Below are 18,690 nucleotides of genomic sequence, written 5' to 3' on the forward strand. Positions count from 1 at the left end.
AATGTCTTGGATTTTCTCCAGGATTGAAGATATTTTTATCTACTAACCTCTTGCTTCGACCACTTCTCCTCTGCGCTTTTCTTCCTTGCGTCGTTGGTTGGCATCGAGAGTGCGTTTACGGAGTCTGAGAAAGTTAGGAGTAACTTCTACTAACTCGTCTGTTTCGATATACTCAATCGCACGCTCAAGGCTGAATCGGATAGGAGGAGTAAGTGGAATCGTTTTGTCGTTACCACTGGATCTCATATTATCCAGCTGCTTCTCCTTCGTTGGATTGACCGGTAAAGTTTGGTTACGTGGATTTTCACCTACCACCTGACCGGCATATACTTCGTCTTGAGGTCCTATAAAAAGCTTTCCGCGCGTTTGTAGAACTTCCAGTGAGTAAGTGGCCGCTTTGCCCTGGTCCATAGAAACTAATGTGCCAGATAAGCGTGTTATAATTTCACCACAGTAAGGACGGTATTCAAAAAACAAGTGACTCATGACTCCATGGCCACTGGTTAAATTTACCAGTTCGCTTTCGAAACCAATCAATCCGCGTGTAGGTATTTCCGCTTCAACCGTTACGCCGGCATGGTGATGTTCCAGATTTGTAATGGTGGCTTTGCGTTTACTCAACGATTCCATCACTCCACCAAGTTGCTCACCAGGAACTTCTACCCAGACCTTCTCGATGGGCTCACACCGTTGTCCATCAATTTCTTTATAAAGCACATTGGGACGAGAAACCAATACTTCAAAACCTTCGCGTCGCATGGTTTCAACCAAAACGGCGATCTGCATAGCTCCACGAGCATTGACCTTAAAAGTTGTTGCTTTGTCTGTGTCTTCAATACTGATCGAGATATTGGATTGAGTCTCGCGTATCAAACGTTCACGTATCTGGCGGGAAGTGACTTTCTTGCCATCCTTACCTGCCAATGGACCATCGTTGACAGAGAATTCCATTTGAATGGTTGCAGGATCGATTTCAACAAACGGTAATGCTACGCCTTCAATCGATGCTGCTAATGTATCACCGATGTCGATATCATCAAATCCAGCCAACCCTATAATATCACCAGCTATACCTTCAATAGAATCAGAGGATTTTACTCCGCTGTAGGTAAAAAGTTTGGTGATTTTCACCCGCTGCTTTGTACCATTTTTTCTAATAGCGTGGATGGTTTCGCCTTGCTTGATAGATCCGCTGAGAATCCGACCAACCGCCACACGTCCAACAAAGTCATTCCAGTCGATGTTGCTAACCAACATGCGGAAAGGAGCATCCTCAACTGTTGGAGCAGGAATGGATTCCACAATGGTTTCAAACAGCGCATCCAGGTTTTCGCGCGGGCCCTTGAGGCCCCGGTCGGCCCATCCTTGTTTCGAGCTTCCGTAGAGAAAGGGCGCGTTAAATTGGTCTTCGTTAGCTTCCAGGTCTAAAAATAGCTCCAACACCTTGTCGTGAACGCCTTCAGGGTCTGCGTGGTCACGATCGATTTTATTAACTACCACGATAGGCTTAAGACCATGTGAAAGCGCTTTGCGCAAAACCCAGCGGGTTTGTGCCTGAGGTCCATCGACGGCGTCAACGAGCAAAAGAACGCCATCTACCATTTTCATCACACGTTCTACCTCGGCTCCAAAATCGGCGTGACCGGGAGTGTCTACGATATTAATGGTGTAACCCTTCCAAATAACCGCAGTGTTCTTCGCTTTAATAGTGATGCCTTTTTCGCGTTCAAGATCCATTGAATCCATGACACGTTCTTCAACTTCCTGATTCTCGCGAAAGGTTCCCCCGTGTTGTAGCAACTTATCAACCAAAGTTGTTTTGCCGTGATCAACGTGAGCTATGATAGCTATGTTTCTTATAGTGCTGGAATTCATCTCTAAAAAAGTGAAGCCGCCAAGGTGACAAGGCTTTGCCGGATAGCCAGCTAAAAAACGCCGCTTTTATCCCGTTCACATTACTATTATTCGATGGTGCGATAAGGCCATAATCATAGAGATTTCGGGGCAAATCGGGCAATTAAGGTAGGTTGATTTGCTCCGCCCCATTTTTTTATAGGTCTTGGTTGCCAGAGATGAGTTTTCCTACAATATCGCCGGACAATACTAAACTTCAACTGATCCACCTCAACTTTTTGACCTGTTGAAAGAAGAAATATTTGGCTTGGGAGATATGTGAAATAGACGATGTTAAAGAAGATACTCATAACCTTTTTTGGACTTTTGGTAGTCGTTGGCTCTATAATAACGATCAAAGGACTTCAAATCAGGACTTTAATGTCATCTGGTGATTTTCAGCTGCCGCCGGAGTATGTTACCAGTGCAACCGTAACTGAAGAAACCTGGAATCAGACCTTGGATGCCGTCGGTTCACTCACTGCGGTTCAAGGAGTCACAGTTAGCTCTGAGGTGCCGGGAAAGATTACTAAAATTCACTTTGAATCGGGAGAAACCGTAACAGAAGGGCAACTGTTGGTAGAATTGGACACCACAGCTGAAGAGGCACAACTGGCAGCGGCAGCAGCCGACGTTCAACTAGCTAAGGTAAGTCTGGATCGAACTGAAAAACTTCGAAGCACCCATACGGTTGCGCAGGCTGAGTTGGATTCTGCGCGGGCGACTTTTTTATCTGCTTCCGCTCAAATGGAAAACCTGAGTGCGGTTATTGAGAAGAAAAAGATTTCCGCTCCATTTACCGGTCGCTTGGGGATTCGGCAAATTGATAAGGGTCAATTTTTAAATAACGGCGACGCAATTGTGTCCTTACAATCCCTGGATCCGATATACGTCGATTTCTCGTTTCCGCAAAAATGGATTTCCCTGGTAGCATTAGACATGGAAGTTGAGGTTAAAGTGGACTCGTATCCTGAGCTGTCGTTCAAGGGAAGAATATCAGCCATAAATCCTGAAGTTGAGATATCGACCCGAACCATAAGCTTGCGTGCAACTCTCGATAATTCGGATGACAAATTGCTTCCGGGTATGTTTTCGCAAGTTTCGGTGAATCTTCCGGACGAGAAGTCTTTCATGGTAGTTCCTTCTACAGCGATTCTCTACAATTCTTTCGGCGACTCCGTTTTTGTGATTACAGAAAATGACGGTCAAAAAATGGTTGAACAACATTTCGTTCAATTAGGAGAAGCCAGGGGAGATTTTGTAGTAATCACCAAAGGCCTGGAGGTTGGCAAGGAGGTAGTTTCTACCGGAGCCTTTAAGCTACGCCACGGAGTTTCGGTTATTGTTAATAATGACTTGGCTCCGAAAGCTGAGATCAATCCGAATCCTTCAGACTCATAGATATCAAGTTTTTGGGGCATGGTTGAGTTATGAAGTCATTTACGGAAATATTTATAAAACACCCTGTATTGGCGATAGTGGTAAACCTTGTCATTATTATCGCTGGTCTTCAGGCAATCAGTTCGCTCAACGTGCGTGAGTATCCCAAAAGTGAAAGCGCGGTCATCACTATCAATACCGTGTATGTAGGAGCCGATGCTGAACTGGTTCGAGGATTTATTACGACTCCCATTGAACAGGCGATTGCTGAGGCAGATGGGATCGACTACATTGAGTCGATCAGTGCGCAGGGGATGTCCACTATCAACGTCAGGCTTAAACTAAACTATGAAGGCAACAAGGCTTTGGCTGAAATCAGTTCTAAGGTAGATAGAGTTCGGGCTGATTTACCGCCGTCAGCAGAAGTTCCGTCGATTAATATAACACCTGCAGACAGCCAATTTGCGACGGCTTACCTTTCGTTTTCGTCCAGGACTCTTGAGCAAAATCAAATCACAGATTATTTACTGCGTGTTGTGCAGCCCCGTTTATCCGCAATTCAAGGCGTACAACGAGCCGAAATAATGGGCGCGCGTACCTTTGCTGCTCGTATTTGGCTGAAGCCAGACCGAATGGCCGCACTCAACATTAGCCCTTCCAAGGTAAGGCAGGCGGTGGCCGCCAATAATGTGCTGTCGACACCCGGGAGCACTAAAGGATCTCTGATTTCAGTAGATCTGACAGCCAACACCGATATGCGCTCGATTGAAGATTTTAAGAGCTTGGTTATTAAGCAGGACGGTAACGCGATCGTTCGCCTCGAAGATATCGCAGACGTGGTTCTTGGTTCGGAGTTTTACGATATCGATGTCCGTTACTCCGGGACTCCTTCGACGACGATTGGTATATATGTTCTACCTAATGCAAACGCGTTAGATACTTTAAAAGGAGTCGTAGATGAAATGGCGGCCCTGCAAAAGGATTTGCCAGCCGGAATCGAAGCCTTGGTTAATTACGATGCTACGGAATATATCCGGAGCGCGATTTCAGAAGTTATTAAAACTCTAACCGAAACATTGTTGATCGTAGTTTTTGTAATCTTTCTTTTTCTTGGATCGATTCGATCGGTAATCATTCCGGTAGTTGCGATTCCAGTTTCTTTGATCGGTTCTGTTTTCATTATGCAGCTATTTGGATTTTCGATCAATTTACTGACCTTATTAGCCATCGTTCTTTCCGTGGGTCTAGTGGTGGATGACGCGATTGTAGTGGTTGAAAACGTGGATCGAAATTTGCATAAAGGAAAGCCGCCTCTCGATGCGGCAATATTGGGAGTAAGGGAATTGGTTGGTCCTATCATCGCGATGACGATCACTCTTGCTGCGGTGTATGCCCCAATCGGATTTCAGGGTGGGATAACCGGCGCATTGTTTAAAGAGTTCGCATTCACACTCACAGGTGCAGTTCTGATTTCAGGGGTTGTTGCTTTGACTTTGTCACCGATGATGGCGGCTGGTCTTTTAAAACCTAGTGACCAAGACGGTTGGCTTAAGCGAAAAATGAATGATCGCTTTGACGGTCTCAGACGTATCTATGCTCGAGTCCTGGATGGTACCTTAAGTTCCAGAGGATTCGTCTATTTTTCTTGGATCGTGCTCTTCGGATTAACTTTGTTTATGTTCAATTACGTCCAACAAAACCAAAACGAGTTGGCGCCGACTGAAGACCAGGGAATCATTATAGGAATTCTGAGCACTCCATCTAATTCAACCGTCGAACAGACGAGTTTGTCTGCCGCGGAAGTGAACCGGATCTGGATGAGCTTTCCCGAGACTGACTTTACCTTTCAACAAACGTTACCCACTTTTGGTTTCGGGGGGATGATCGTACACCCTTGGGATAAACGGGAGAAAACTGTTTTCGAGCTACTCCCCCAGGTTCAACAGCAGTTGTCTACCATTCCAGGCGTTCGCGTAACCCCAATTCTACCACCTGCCTTGCCTGGAGCCGGTGTTTTTCCGGTGGAATTGGTGATCGTATCGACTGCCGAGAGTGAGCAGATCCTAAGATTCGCGGACGAGCTCACTCAAAAGGCCATGGCTAGCTCCTTTTTTCCATTTCTAGATGTAGATGTTAAAATCGATAAACCTCAGGCCGAAATTATAATAGATCGAGATAAAGTCGCCTTGTTGGGTTTGGACTTAGCCGATGTTGGAAATGACCTTTCGTCCATGTTTGGAGGCAACTACGTTAATAGATTCAACATTGACGGTCGAAGTTATAAAGTAATTCCGCAGATCAAACGGAAGGAACGACTGAATCCCGATCAGCTAACCTCGATTTATGTGACCGGTCCGGGTGATCAATTGATTCCCTTGAGTTCAATTGCTACGATTGAACACAAAACGGTTCCGCGATCGTTAAATAGATTTCAGCAATTTAATTCTGTAAAAATCGCGGGTGTTACTCGCCTGCCATTGGATTCCGCCTTGTCGTTTCTTGAAGAAGAGGCAGCAAAAATCCTTCCACAGGGGTTCAATATTGATTACACCGGTGAGTCCCGACAGCTCCGAGCGGAAGGTAATACCTTCCTGGCATCATTTGGTTTAGCGATTGTATTGATCTTCCTGGTACTGGCTGCCCAATTTAACAGTTTCAGAGACCCGTTCATCATTTTACTAGGTTCCGTTCCGTTGGCAATGTTCGGTGCGGTGATTTTTATGTTTTTAAAATTCGAGAACCCCCAGATGCCTTTTTGGACAGACCCTTGGACGACTAGTTTAAATATCTATTCGAAAGTCGGTTTGATAACCTTGGTCGGAATCGTTTCCAAGAATGGTATTTTAATCGTAGAGTTTGCCAATGAGCTTCAACGAAGCGGGCTTACGAAGATTGCAGCGATAAAAGAAGCTGGATTGACGCGATTACGCCCTGTGTTAATGACGAGCGCGGCGACTGTTTGCGGACACTTTCCTTTGGTTTTGGTAACGGGAGCTGGAGCCGAAGCGCGTAACAGTATCGGTCTGGTTATTGTTGCCGGAATGGCAATTGGGACATTTTTTACGCTGCTGATTATCCCTTCAATTTACATGTTGATTGCAAAAAATCACGAAGGAGAGATAAGCAGCATTCATTTTTTGGAGGCGGACCAGGTATGAAGACAAAGCTGTTAGCTGGTATCTCAATTTGTTGCCTTTTGTTTCAGGTAATTTCTATTGGCCAAAACAGAGTTCCGGTAGCTATTCCCGACAGGCTTGATCTTCCGACGGTCCTGAACTATGCGTTGCAAAACAATTTCTCCATCCTTCAGGCTCAACAGCGGATCCGTGAGCAAGAAGGTCTGATTGTTGAAATCCGTTCGCAGGCACTACCCGAAGCAACGCTGAACGCTAACTATAATCAAATAGATAGTGGATTGAGCGAAACCTTCGGAGGGTTGTTTGACCCGAACACCGAGAACTGGAATATCGCACTGAACGTTCGCCAGGCTCTTTATAAGGGAGGAGGGGTTAGGGCTGCACTGCGAGTTCAAAATTTACTGGAAGAAGCTATTTTGTATGATTTGAAGGCCGCGATTAATCTGGCTGTTCTGGATGTTAAAACGAGGTTCTACGATGTGCTTTTGGCCAGAGAAAGTATTGGTGTTCAGGAGCAAAATATTGAGCTGCTGGACAATCAACTTCGGGACGCCAAAAATAGATTCGAAGCGGGAGCAGTTTCGCAATTTGAGGTGCTGCGTGCGGAAGTCGAGCGCGCCAACTCCCAACCTGAACTGATACGAGCTCGCAATGGGTTTAGAATTGCAATTGAAGAACTCAGGCAAGTTATGGGTTTTACCGGTGTACCTGAAGATGCGCATAAATATCCTGAGTTCGTCGGCAGCTTGGAATTTACTCCTTCCGAAGTGGATTTGGTCAGAGCGCTTGAAATTGCAAGAGCGAATCGGCCAGAATTACAACAGCTTCAGTTAATCGTTGAAGCCCGTGAAGAGGGCATCGTCATCGAGAGAGCAGGCAACCGACCCGATGTAGATCTGGTAGGGAGTTATCAATTTAATAAGTCCACTGTATCAAACAGTTTTGGCAACGCTTTGAACGGATGGACAATCGGCATCCAGTCAAGTTGGGCCATTTTTGACGGAAGATCTACCGAGGGAAAGGTCCTTCAAGCAAAATCACAACTTGAACAGGCTCGCCTGGATCTCGGACAAACAACGCTCGAAGTAGAAGTGGAAGTTCGCAGAGCCATTCACCAATTGCAGCAAGCGTCTGAACTTGCTCAGGCCTCTTCAAAAGTGATTGATCAAGCCGCGGAATCATTGCGACTTGCGAATGAAATTTATGCCGCCGGTGGAGGCACGCAGCTCGATGTCTTGCAATCGCAAGTAGCCTTAACCGAATCGCGACTCAATCAGGTAGAAGCTTTCCATGGATACAATGTGGCTTTGGTTACTTTATCCAAAGCACTAGGCAATGCGATTCCCTACGAGCAATCTGAACGGTAATAATAGATAGAAAACCTACTTTAGTCTTTCAGTGTTTTGGCATGCACCTGTGCGACCATTCCCATGTAATTATTCATAGAATAGTCGTTCGCGGCCAGAGCGATATGGCGCTGTGCCAGGTCTTTTTTTTCCAGTGCTTCGAAATACAAACCGAGATAGAGATGCGCGTAGCAAAGTTGTTGTCGCTTGTAGGGGGAGGGGCGGTTGGCAGCCTCCAACACAGCTTCGACGGTTCCTTTACCGGCGAACAGATCCCAAACTTTATCCATGGGGACACGGCTATCGTATTGGATGGGGATGAGTTGCTTTCTGGCAGTTTCGATTCCGTTGAGTCGAACGTTGCAAATGAAGTGCCAAACGGCGTTTTCCACATCCTGCGAATTGACGGTCTGGTGTAGCTCGAATTGATCGACGCCTTTCTGGTATTCCTTGGCGTAATAGTAGGCGATACCGCGTTGCCAATGCCGTGGCTCAAGTCGTGGGTCTAACTCAATGGTTCTATCCCAGTCTGCAATCGCTTCTTTGAATTTCCCCAATTCAAAATACTGAGAGCCTCGTCTTTGATAAAAACCGACCGATTCTTCTTCGATTCGTTGTGCGAGGGAGAAACATGGAAGGAAGAAAATTCCTGTGAATATTAAACAGCACAGCGAGGACCAGCTCATGCTAAAGCTTCGCCAGGCTCGGGTGGTTGGCCTACCAAAATAGTTTTTCATTTGCTCACTGGCCTTTCATCTACACCCCCGGTCATTTTGCTGGCGTTAGCGCCTTGGGGAGCTTTAGGCCAGGGAGTTTCACCTTCGGCCCAGGACTGAGGTTGGGTTTCTCTTATCGCGTCTACATGATCTTTAAGCCACTGCGGAGGATTCAGGTTTTCTTCCTGCCCGTAAACATAAGGAAGAGGTGGATCCATCAATAAGGGTTTGTCTCCTAACGGAGGTCTTTCGTCACCCACTATTTTTAGTCGGTTTTTTAACTGCGTAACCAACTTCGGGTGCTGATCGGCGACGTCCGTAGTTTCGTAAGGATCTGTTACGATGTTGTATAAGGCATCGCCCATAAGCTTGTAGTCACCCTTTCGGATAGTTGGAAGTCGAACACTCCCTGAAACGTCATAAAATATTTCGTCCCTCGGACTGTCTGCTCCGTGAAACAACATTGGGCTCATATCCAAAGCGTCTACCTGGGTCTCCTGTTTATGGGACCCACCAGCCACGGAAATGAAGGTGCTGAACCAATCCGCGACAAACATCATTCCATTGGTTTTACTACCGCTGGTTGTATGGCCCGGCCAACGAACAATTGCTGGCGATCTAACTCCGCCTTCAAAAGTGGTGTTCTTCGTTCCCCGGTAAGGCTTACTCAGTTCTTCCATGACTGGTCCGTTGTCATTGGTAAATACAAGCAAGGTATTGTCACGCATTTGATGTAAATCCAACGCTTCGACAATTTGGCCAACTCCATCATCGAGAGCCTTCAGCATGGCATCGCGGGCATCCAGGTGTTTATAGCGGCCTGGAACGTTGAGTGGACCGTGAACTGCGTTATAGGCCACGTATAAAAAGAAGGGTTGTCCCATCTTTGAGCGGTCAGCCTGGTTGGCGATTAGTTTGACCGTTTCCTTCGTAAATAAATCGGTCGAATATCCAGATTCCTGAACTGGTTTCTGATTTCGATGCCAGTCGTAAACCGCAAAAGTAGCTGGCGCGTTGTGCTCAATGGTTTTCTGAAAATAATCAATTCCCCACGCGTAGTGACCGTATTGGTACATGAATCCCTGGCCCATGGGGAGGTGCTCAGGCAGCCATTCGCCTGCGTGCCATTTGCCGATGATTGCAGTAAAGTAACCAGCTTCCTTGAGTGCCTCGGCGATCGTTCGTTCATTGGTGTCTAAACCATGAATGCGTCGGGTTGGTTCTCCTCGGTCGTTGTAGGCCAGGGTAAGTCCCAGTTTAGCAAGGTAGCTCGCCTTTCCGAAATCTTCAGTCCGCCAGTCACTCCAGGTTCGGAAAGCGTATTTACCGGTCAAGAAGGCGGCTCTCGTTGGAGCGCATACTGAGTGCGTGTAATATTGGGTCAACTGCAACCCTTCCTCGGCCAGTTTGTCGATGTGAGGAGTTAGCTCCTTGTTGCCTCCATTGAAGCCCGATTGATTCCAACCCATATCGTCCGCCATGATGAAAATGATATTGGGACGGATGGGTGCTTGACCAAAGCTTTCACCATGAAGAAGTAAAAGTATTGGAATTAACAAATAGATACTTCGAATAAAATGATCCCGGTAACGTTGCATGGTAATTTTTTAAACCTTCTTCTCTTAGCTTTTCAATCACCATCAGCAATAACGACTTTGAAATCTGAATAGAAGCAGATTGCAAGGATGACCAGTGGACACTATTAATGTGGCATGAATTTCCGCCTACAGCTGGCCTGAGACAGGGGTGGCTTTAGTAAAAAGCCTGCTCGTAATTTTCAAGCAAAGTACGAGGAATGACGGAAGAAATACCAAAGTAACAAAGGTCGAAAATAGTAAGCCGAACAGCACAATTGCTCCAACCCCTCTATATAATTCGGTTCCAGCTCCGGGAAATATAACCAATGGCGCAATGCCAAATACTGTCGTTGTTGTGGACATCAGAATAGGTCGTATCCGAGAGAGAGTTGCATCCCTGACAGACATCGCCACCTGGCCGCCTGCTCTTAAGCGATCGATTGTGCCGCTGACGATGAGTATCGGATTATTTACCACTGTGCCTAACAAAATAAGAAAACCCAGCATCGTTATCATGTCGAAAGGCTGTTGTATGGATTTCATTCCAAGTAGCCCCAGGAATGCACCTCCGTTATTCAATAACCAGAGTCCGCCAATACCTCCTGCTATTCCAATTGGTACCGTTGCCAGAATAATCCAGGGAAATCCCCAGTGCGAAAATACAGCACTCAAAAGGAGATAGGATAATATCACTGCAATCAGGAAATTTCCCAAAAGTGCTTCCCGAGTTTTAAGTAATTGGTCGCCAGCCCCAGTGACATCGACGGCTACTCCCTGAGGAACAAGATCCTGGTCTCGCATATACTTTACCAGGTCCTTTCGAACGACTTCGACCGCGTCTTCCAAGGCTACCGATTTGGGAGGAATAATGTTCAATGTAACGGTTCGGTCACCATTGAGTCTTCGTATTGAATCGGTATCTACGGTCTCTACCAACTCAGCAAAAGAATCCATGGAAACCACGCCTCCGGCCGGAGCATAAATGGGAAGATTTGCCAGTGCATCCAGGCTTTCAACTTCGCCTTTTCCACTGTAAAGAAACATGTCGACCCGACGTCCATCCAGGAGAAATTCATCCACATAGGCACCATCTGTAAGGGCCCGAATTGTGAATCCTAAAGAAGCGTTGGTAAATCCAAGCTCGGTGGCACGAGCCCAATCGGGTCGAATTTCAACCATTGGTTGTTGGAGACTGAGGGCGGAAGGTGTGGAATTGACCGAAGGCTCATCGAATACTTCAAAGGCCCGCCGATAGGCCGCTTCTGCAACCTGATAAATTTCGCCCAAATCAGGTCCGCCAATATCGAGATTTACGCTTCGAGAGCCACCATCATTGCTGGAAATGATGGAACCTTTGCTGATAAAACTGCGAATTCCGGGAAATTGTTTAAGGTAGTCTGAAAACACAACTCGAAGTTCATCGATTCGATTCGGATCCCAGGTTTCAGCCACCACCAGGCTTCTATCGTTGCTGATGGTGACGCGTAGTCGAATAATTGGGGGGATCGATTTGTCCAGCGATTCATTTTCTAAAGAACCATTTTGTACCAAGAAGGGACTGAACTTTTCGTTTATCTCCTTTGCTATAGTCTCCAGTGTTTGAAGGTTGTAACCAGGCGGCGGTAATATCCGGCAGAATATTTTGGCTTCCTCTCCTTCCGGAAGATATTCAGCTGCAGGAGTCATAAAATAAATGATGGAGCTGCTTACACCAATGGTGGCCATAACACCGACTAGGGCTCCCTTGGAGGAAGTAACCAGTTTCTCGATGAGAGAATCAAAGAATTGAAATAGACGGGGACGTTGCGTACCTATTTTCGCGGTTTTCCCCAAAGTTTTAAACCGGATACTGGCGGTAGGAATGATGGCAATAGAAACCAGCATCGAAGCCAAAATAGCGCCGGATATCGCGATGGAAATATCGGAAAACAATTGCCCGGCTTCTTCTTTGATGAGCCAGACGGGCGTAAACACGATGATGGTGGTCATGGTGGAAGCGAGAACGGAGGACCACACTTCTTTGACGCCAATCAAAGCAGCATCGATTCGACCGTGGCCTTCGCGTCGCTTCTTTTCGATGCTCTCCAGTACCACAATCGCATTGTCCACTGTCATTCCAATGGCGAAGGCCACACCAGCCAGAGAAATAACATTGATGGTTCGGCCTGCCGCCTGGAGTCCGATAAAGGCGGCGATGGTGCATATCGGGATACCAGCCACGCAGAGTAGCGTTCCTGAAATGGATCTTAGAAACAGCCACAAAACGATGCTTGCTGCGATGGCACCTAGAATGAGATTCCGCCAAACGTTTTGTATGGAAGCCTCCACGTAGCGCACATCGTCGCTGGTCTTAAACATTACAAGTTGTTCGGGACCCAACACGTCCTGATTGATTTCCTCCACTACCTCCATCATGGCGTCGCGGATATCGATCACATTGGAACCAATTTCCCGTGACACCGAGGCAAGAATACTTGGAAAGGTATTGAGATAGGCCAGGGACCTTTGCTCGTATAATCCAAGTTCTACTTCAGCAACATCACCCAAGGTCGTTACTGAATCTCCGGTCCGACGCAAAATGATGGATGACAATTCCTCCGGTGATTCGAAGCGACCAACTGTCCGGACGAGGTAACGACGTTTTCCACTACTTATATCTCCTGCGGAAATATCCCGGTTGCGGTCACGAATCGAATCTCTTACCTCCTGCATCGTTATGCCCACCGCGGCAAGGCGAGCCAGATCCACGTTGATACGGATCTGTTGTTCCGGAGCGCCCTGTATGCGAACGTCCGATACTCCCGGAACGCGCCCCATACGCGGCTTTACTCTTTGAACAATGAAGTCGAACATACGTAGCACATCTTCCGGTGTTCTTTTCCCTGAAGTATCCTGAATCGCAAAGAACATGAAGTTGTTGGACGAAAACGATGTAGCTATCACGAGGGGTTCATCCACGTTTTCCGGATAGCTGGGCACTTGGCTTAGGGCGTTTAAGACACGGATGAGCGCGTCGTTCACGTCGATTGTTGAAGGAAATTCGAGTTCAATGCTGGCGGAGCCCATGGAGGCAGATGAGATCATGCGCTGAAGACCCTGGACATTTTGCAGGTAATCTTCCTGCTCAATCAGGATTTCTTTTTCCACGTCCTGCGGAGTGGCGCCGGGCCAACCTGTAACAACGGATATGGTGCGTATATCAAGATCTGGAATCATCTGAACCGGTATCCTGACGGCAGCCACTACTCCCAAAACGCAAATGAGCAACGCGATAACTGCTACCTGGGTGGGATGTTTTATGCACCAATCAAACATCTAACGACTAAACGTGGGGATTATGGAATCTACGATATGGATTTCCTGACCTTCTTGAAGCGATTCATTACCTTGGTATATCACTTCATCCGAAGCCTCGAGACCTGTTATTACTGCTATGATGTCACCACTTGATGCACCAAGTTGAACGCTTCGTTTGGATGCCAGAGTTTTGGGACCACTTGTTTTTGCCACCCAAACGATTACTTTGGAGTCGGATGTTCTTAAGATCGCGTCTCGTGGTATAAACAAGTTTGCCGAATCCGAAACAGGTTTGAATACAGCCTCCGCTGACATGCCGGGTTTTACAAAAGCAGGTGGATTATCTAGACCGATGCGAACCTGAAAAGTCCGTGTCTTAACGTCCACTGTAGGTGATCGTGCTTCGATATGTGCATCGAAAGGATCTCCAACGGCTCCAGCGATGTGTACGGTCACAGCGCTCGATTTTAGAATGAGACTCATTTGTTCCTGAGGCACTTGTATATCGAAGCGAAGGTTTTCGGTGTCGACAAAACGCAATACTGGATTGCCCGTTTGCACCCATTCTCCTACCTCAGCATTTTTTTCGATAACGGTACCCGTGTATGGTGCAATGATACGGTGCCGCTCAACAATTTCTCTTTGAGTTTCGACCATGGTTTTCATTCGACTGACCGCAATTTCTGCCATGCGATAAGTGGTCTCCCGGTTTTCTCGTTCGGATCGGGGAAAATTGGAATCGCCTAATTCCACAGCTTCATCAAAGCGGCGCTTTGAATTGGCCAGCTCGGCCAGAGCCGCTTCCAGATTCAGCTCCTTTTCCTTCAGCTCCATACGTGCCAAGGTGTCATCGAGGCTCACCAACAGGTCTCCTTTTTTTGCAAGGAAACCCATTTCTGCGTCTGCTTTGGAAACCAATCCGGCTACTCGAGGAGAAATGGCCGCTTCGCGTTCGGAGGTGATGGTTCCGGTAAATTGAAAGCGAGATTGAGATGTTTCTACCAGAGGTTTAGCTACCGAGACCGGCGTTTGACCAAATGAATGAAACAAAGGCAGAAAGATCAGTAGGATCTCGGGAAGTCTGCGGGTTCGTAAAAGTATATTTCTAAGGGTCATAGTTATTTAGAAAAGGACTTTACCACGCGCCTCCCAAAGCACGCACAAGATTGATAGCCGCTAAATATTGAGCGCGCTTCACTTGGACAAATTGCTGCTCGGCATCGAGTGCAGTTCGTTCGGCATCCAGAGCAGTTATAAAATCAGACAGTCCACGTTGGTACTGTAGTAATGAAATCCGTCGGGCCTGTTGAGAAGCTTCTACGGCTTTACCGATTGCTATTCGTTGTTGGTCGAGCAAGCGAATGGACTGCAGCATGTCTTCCGTCTCCGTCACGGCGGAAATCACAGTCTGCATATAGAGTTCAAGATCCTTTTTATAGAGTGCAAGTGCTTGTTGCTCGTTCGCTCTTAATCGTCCGCCTTCGAATAGGGGGACCGTAACACCAGGCCTTAAGCTATCAAAGGAAGATCCAGAATTGAAAAGATTATTCCAATCACGAGATGCGTATCCCAGGGTTCCACTTAGAGTGATGCTTGGAAAAAAGGAGGCTTTGGCGACTCCGACAAACTCGTTTGAGGCAGCGAGTGATCGTTCCGCTGCTCGAATGTCTGGACGACGTGAAAGCAGATCTCCGGGAATACCAGCTGGAACTTTCGGTGGATCGTCGTCCAAAGGAGAAGGGATAAATCGGAAGGTCCCTGGAGTTTCTCCCAGCAAGGCTGCCAATGCATATTTGAGACTGTTTTGAGTTCGCATTGCACTGTAGAGCCGTGATTCTGCGTTCGCGAGGAGTGAGGTTGTTTGAGCAACTGCCAGTTCACTTACCGTTCCTGCTTGAAATCGCTGTTTGATGAGGTCGAGCGATTCTTGTCTGGTTTCCTGGCTTCTTTGCAACAACTCGATTTCAGACTGAAATGATTGAATTTGAAAATAGAGCGATGCCACATCCGCCTGCAGAGTAAACAAGAAATCTTGGTAAAGCGCTTCCTGAGCATCTGCATTCGCTTCTGCCGCTTGCACGCTTCGCCGTATTTTTCCGAATAAATCCAACTCCCATCTGGCTAGCACATCGGCGTCATATCTTTCACCAGAGTCCCCCGATCCGTCCTGTGCAACGGCGTCCGAATTGTTAAAATAATTTACGCTTAGACCGGTGTCTACTTGAGGTAGGCCTTCGGCCTTGAACCTGCGGGTAATGGCGCGCGAGGCAACCACAGACTGCCAGGCTGCTATCAGAGTGTGATTATTTCTCTCCGCTTTTTCGATGAGAGCTATCAGTTCGGGAGATTGAAATAGTTGCCTCCAACCGCCCATTAGGCTGGAAGCCTGATTGGAAGCTGCGTTGTGGTATGCCGAAGGAGTATTCAGTTCGGGTGCTTCATAATCAGGGCCAATCATACACCCGGAAATGAACAGAGTGATGGAACTGAATACCAGTAAAAGAGATTTGCAGGGAACGTTAATGAAAACTTTCAACTTAGGGTTAGTTAGAAAATACAGTCACCAATAGATAGGATAGAGTAGTTAGGTTTAGGGGCATTCCTCCTGGGTTAAAGCACTAAAATTCCAAACTGTAAAATCTCCTTAACTCAGATCACGTTTTGGAGTCGTTTAGTGTTTCCTTTCTAAAGAAAATTGGGATGAAGTGTGGACAGCTGTTTAGCTCCTCCACATGTAAGAGTTATGAGCTTTTTCAAAAATCATGGGCCATTGGTTGGAGTGAAGGATATTCTCCAGTTAAATTCAATAGCAGGACGGGCGTTGATTCATTACCATACAGCAGTGATGCGGCAGGAATCGGAAATTTCACAGAAGGAACGTGAGCTGATAGCAGCATACGTTTCGGGACTCAACGCCTGTGAATATTGTCACGGCATCCACTCAGTAACGGCTGAGTCCTTTGGATTGGAAGCAGGGTTGATAGTCAAGCTACTGGAGGACCTTGATTCGGCTCCGATTGATGAGCGTATGAAGCCGGTTCTTGTTTATGTAAAGCAACTAACATTACAGCCATCGAGATTGACCCAGGAGTTAGTCGATTCCGTGTTGGCGGCTGGTTGGTCGGAACAAGCCTTGCACGATGCAATTAATGTGGGAGCTTTGTTTAACTTTATGAATCGATTGGTCGAAGGACATGGAGTCGCCGGAACGCAAACTCTATTTGAGGACCGAGGTAGAGCGCTGCATGAAAATGGTTACAACGGTTTACTTTCATTTTTGAAGGAGGATTAAATCCTTCGAAAGCAGGTTTTTGAGCCAGGCAATCTGTTCAGTTTTTTAGATGATCTGAACGATAATTCCTTCACCATCTGGAAGTGTCACTGAATCGCCAACTTGCTTGTTCACTACTTTCTGTCCAAGCGGTGAATGAAGCGTTAGAACCAGAATTGGCAAATTCTCAACTATCACTTCCATGCCACCACCTCCGGATCCCAATAAATACCAAGCTGAAGTATTGTCGGACTTTATTTCAAGCAATGAACCTAAATTCGCTCGTTGGGTGGGAGGTTGAATGAATTGTTGTGTCCTCAATAATTTGAAAGCCTGCAATGCATCTCCCAATTCTTTGATGATTTGAGCTTGGCCGCTCGCAAGGTAACTCGCCTCGAGACTCCGCGTATCGTATTTGCCATCAGAATAGGCATCTTCATCCGTGGCGGCTTCGAACGTTTCGTGCTGTGCCTTCATTGCCAACGCTATTTCTTCCTTCAGCTCAGTTATAACTTTATCGATGACATTGATTTTATTCATGCGGGAAAAGGTGTGAACCGTTAAACGGTACAGGGTTCGCATGGCTTGGGATTCATAACCCGAACGGTTTCGATGGCATCATTCAATGCACCATTGAACCATTCACGAGCTTCGGGATCGCCATGGGAGAGAACAATACTTCTAGGTTCTTTTACTTTTGCAAAGGTGAGAAGTTCGTCGCGACTTGCATGACCACTGAGATCAAATCTACGTAGACGTGCACGTAATGGCAGTTGCAGGTTCAAGGTATCAAAACCAAATTTCTCTCCTGGCTTTGTATCAAGCAGTTTTCCGCCGGGTGTGTCAGGATCGCAATATCCGACAAAGCAGATAGTGTTTTCATTAAACGGTAGAAGCGAGGCTGCGACTTTCCATGAAGGTGTGTGTTCGACCATCATACCACTACTACAAACAAAGATTCCTGGCAGGGGGACACGTTTTCCTGGACGTAAGTTTTTTACCGGTTTCACACGCAGTTCTCGAATTACTTTGCTTGAAAAAGTACAGAGTTCGGTTCGCTTGGTTATCTTGTCAATAAATTCGGCCAATTCCATCCCAAGGCCAGATGAGAAAACAGGAGTAATTGGAATAGCTCCTCTTAAACGGGCTTGATACAAGATACTGAGAATTTCCTGCATCCTTCCCAATGCAAATACAGGAATGAGTACAGAACCACCTCCTTTGATGGTATTGTTTACCGCTTCAAGGAGATTTTTTACCTCTACATTTCTGTTGTAGACGGGGTCCGATGGTTTTGCTCCATGAGTTGTTTCCATTACCAGTGTGTCGATGGTTTCATGAGAAAACCTGGCACCAGGTAAGGTGCTTTGCTGCGTGAAAAGAACATCTCCGGTAAAAAATATTTTTCTGTTATTGTAGACTAACTCAATACCCGCAGCACCCACCACATGGCCTGCCGGGTGCAGGGTGACGGAGAGCTGCTCGCCTTCTTTTTCAAGAACCTTTGTTTTACCATACATGATTGGGTAAACATGATTTGCCAATCGATCAATATCGTCCCGGTCATAGAGAGGATACTCAGGTATGTAGCTTTCTTCGCGCTGACGCCGCATGACATTCACTGAATTCTGAAGCATACGTTGATAGAGCATTTGACTGGGAATACTCATAATAATCTCGATGCCGGGAACTTTTTTAACCAATAGGGGAAGTGCTCCCAAGTGGTCCAAATGACAATGAGTTAAAATCCCCAAATCGATTACATGGCCGTCCAGTAAATCAAGGTTAGGGATGGCCGTAAGGCCTACGTTCTTAGGGTTAATCCCACAATCGATGACTAACTTGAAGGGACCAATCTCTATGAGGGTACAATTGGCTCCCATTCCCATAAAAGGATTCAAATCGGTGTATCTCATAGGTGGAGTCTAAAGCCTGGTGGTCTGTTGATTGAAAATTTGTTTTAGCAATTGTGGATACTTTCTGAATCGAGAATGAAAAATCAGGCTATGGCGAGTGCTCTTTGCAAACATTCATATGCGAAGGACAATGGAGCGAAGTTGAATGCATTTCGGC

The 18,690-nt window shown here is 46.6% G+C and carries 12 protein-coding genes; 4 read left to right on the plus strand and 8 right to left on the minus strand.

The features are described 5' to 3' along the window. Positions 1–42: 42 nt before the first annotated feature. Positions 43–1,875, minus strand: coding sequence for a translational GTPase TypA (gene typA, locus O3C43_04520; GenBank protein MDA1065748.1), 1,833 nt, complete (start codon positions 1,873–1,875; stop codon positions 43–45). 309 nt (positions 1,876–2,184) lie between these two features. On the opposite strand from typA, the gene O3C43_04525 reads away from it, so the two are divergent. From O3C43_04525 to O3C43_04535, 3 genes are read left to right on the plus strand one after another with little or no spacing between them, the layout of a single operon-like run. Beyond that, positions 2,185–3,294: an efflux RND transporter periplasmic adaptor subunit gene (locus O3C43_04525; GenBank protein MDA1065749.1), complete on the plus strand. Its 1,110-nt coding sequence runs from the start codon at positions 2,185–2,187 to the stop codon at positions 3,292–3,294. Positions 3,295–3,323: 29 nt separating this feature from the next. Beyond that, on the plus strand, positions 3,324–6,431 hold the full coding sequence (locus O3C43_04530) for an efflux RND transporter permease subunit (GenBank protein MDA1065750.1): 3,108 nt from the start codon (positions 3,324–3,326) through the stop codon (positions 6,429–6,431). After that, on the plus strand, positions 6,428–7,777 hold the full coding sequence (locus tag O3C43_04535) for a TolC family protein (protein ID MDA1065751.1): 1,350 nt from the start codon (positions 6,428–6,430) through the stop codon (positions 7,775–7,777). The genes O3C43_04530 and O3C43_04535 overlap by 4 nt, the downstream gene beginning before the upstream one ends. Before the next feature lie 20 nt (positions 7,778–7,797). Here O3C43_04535 and O3C43_04540 read toward each other — a convergent pair whose 3' ends face one another. The 5 genes from O3C43_04540 to O3C43_04560 all read right to left on the minus strand — a co-directional run bounded on the left by O3C43_04540 (position 7,798) and on the right by O3C43_04560 (position 15,882). After that, positions 7,798–8,442 (minus strand): tetratricopeptide repeat protein, encoded by a 645-nt coding sequence (locus tag O3C43_04540; GenBank protein ID MDA1065752.1) that lies wholly within the window; start codon positions 8,440–8,442, stop codon positions 7,798–7,800. A gap of 47 nt (positions 8,443–8,489) precedes the next feature. Then, positions 8,490–10,070, minus strand: a complete 1,581-nt coding sequence (locus O3C43_04545) for an arylsulfatase (GenBank protein ID MDA1065753.1) — start codon at positions 10,068–10,070, stop codon at positions 8,490–8,492. A 126-nt stretch (positions 10,071–10,196) separates the two neighbouring features. Next, on the minus strand, positions 10,197–13,364 hold the full coding sequence (locus tag O3C43_04550; GenBank protein ID MDA1065754.1) for an efflux RND transporter permease subunit: 3,168 nt from the start codon (positions 13,362–13,364) through the stop codon (positions 10,197–10,199). Further along, positions 13,365–14,462: an efflux RND transporter periplasmic adaptor subunit gene (locus O3C43_04555; protein MDA1065755.1), complete on the minus strand. Its 1,098-nt coding sequence runs from the start codon at positions 14,460–14,462 to the stop codon at positions 13,365–13,367. A 19-nt stretch (positions 14,463–14,481) separates the two neighbouring features. Then, on the minus strand, positions 14,482–15,882 hold the full coding sequence (locus O3C43_04560; GenBank protein ID MDA1065756.1) for an efflux transporter outer membrane subunit: 1,401 nt from the start codon (positions 15,880–15,882) through the stop codon (positions 14,482–14,484). Between the two features lie 207 nt (positions 15,883–16,089). Between O3C43_04560 and O3C43_04565 the strand changes: the two genes are divergently transcribed. After that, a complete protein-coding gene (locus O3C43_04565; protein ID MDA1065757.1) occupies positions 16,090–16,638 on the plus strand; it encodes a peroxidase-related enzyme in 549 nt (182 codons plus the stop codon). 45 nt (positions 16,639–16,683) lie between these two features. Here O3C43_04565 and O3C43_04570 read toward each other — a convergent pair whose 3' ends face one another. Both O3C43_04570 and O3C43_04575 read right to left on the minus strand, forming a co-directional pair. Beyond that, entirely contained in the window at positions 16,684–17,157 is a 474-nt protein-coding gene (locus tag O3C43_04570; GenBank protein ID MDA1065758.1) for a hypothetical protein, read from the minus strand. 20 nt (positions 17,158–17,177) lie between these two features. Further along, on the minus strand, positions 17,178–18,533 hold the full coding sequence (locus tag O3C43_04575; GenBank protein MDA1065759.1) for an MBL fold metallo-hydrolase: 1,356 nt from the start codon (positions 18,531–18,533) through the stop codon (positions 17,178–17,180). Between the last annotated feature and the right edge of the window lie 157 nt (positions 18,534–18,690).

This window comes from Verrucomicrobiota bacterium (genome assembly GCA_027622555.1).
GTDB lineage: Bacteria > Verrucomicrobiota > Verrucomicrobiia > Opitutales > UBA2995 > UBA2995.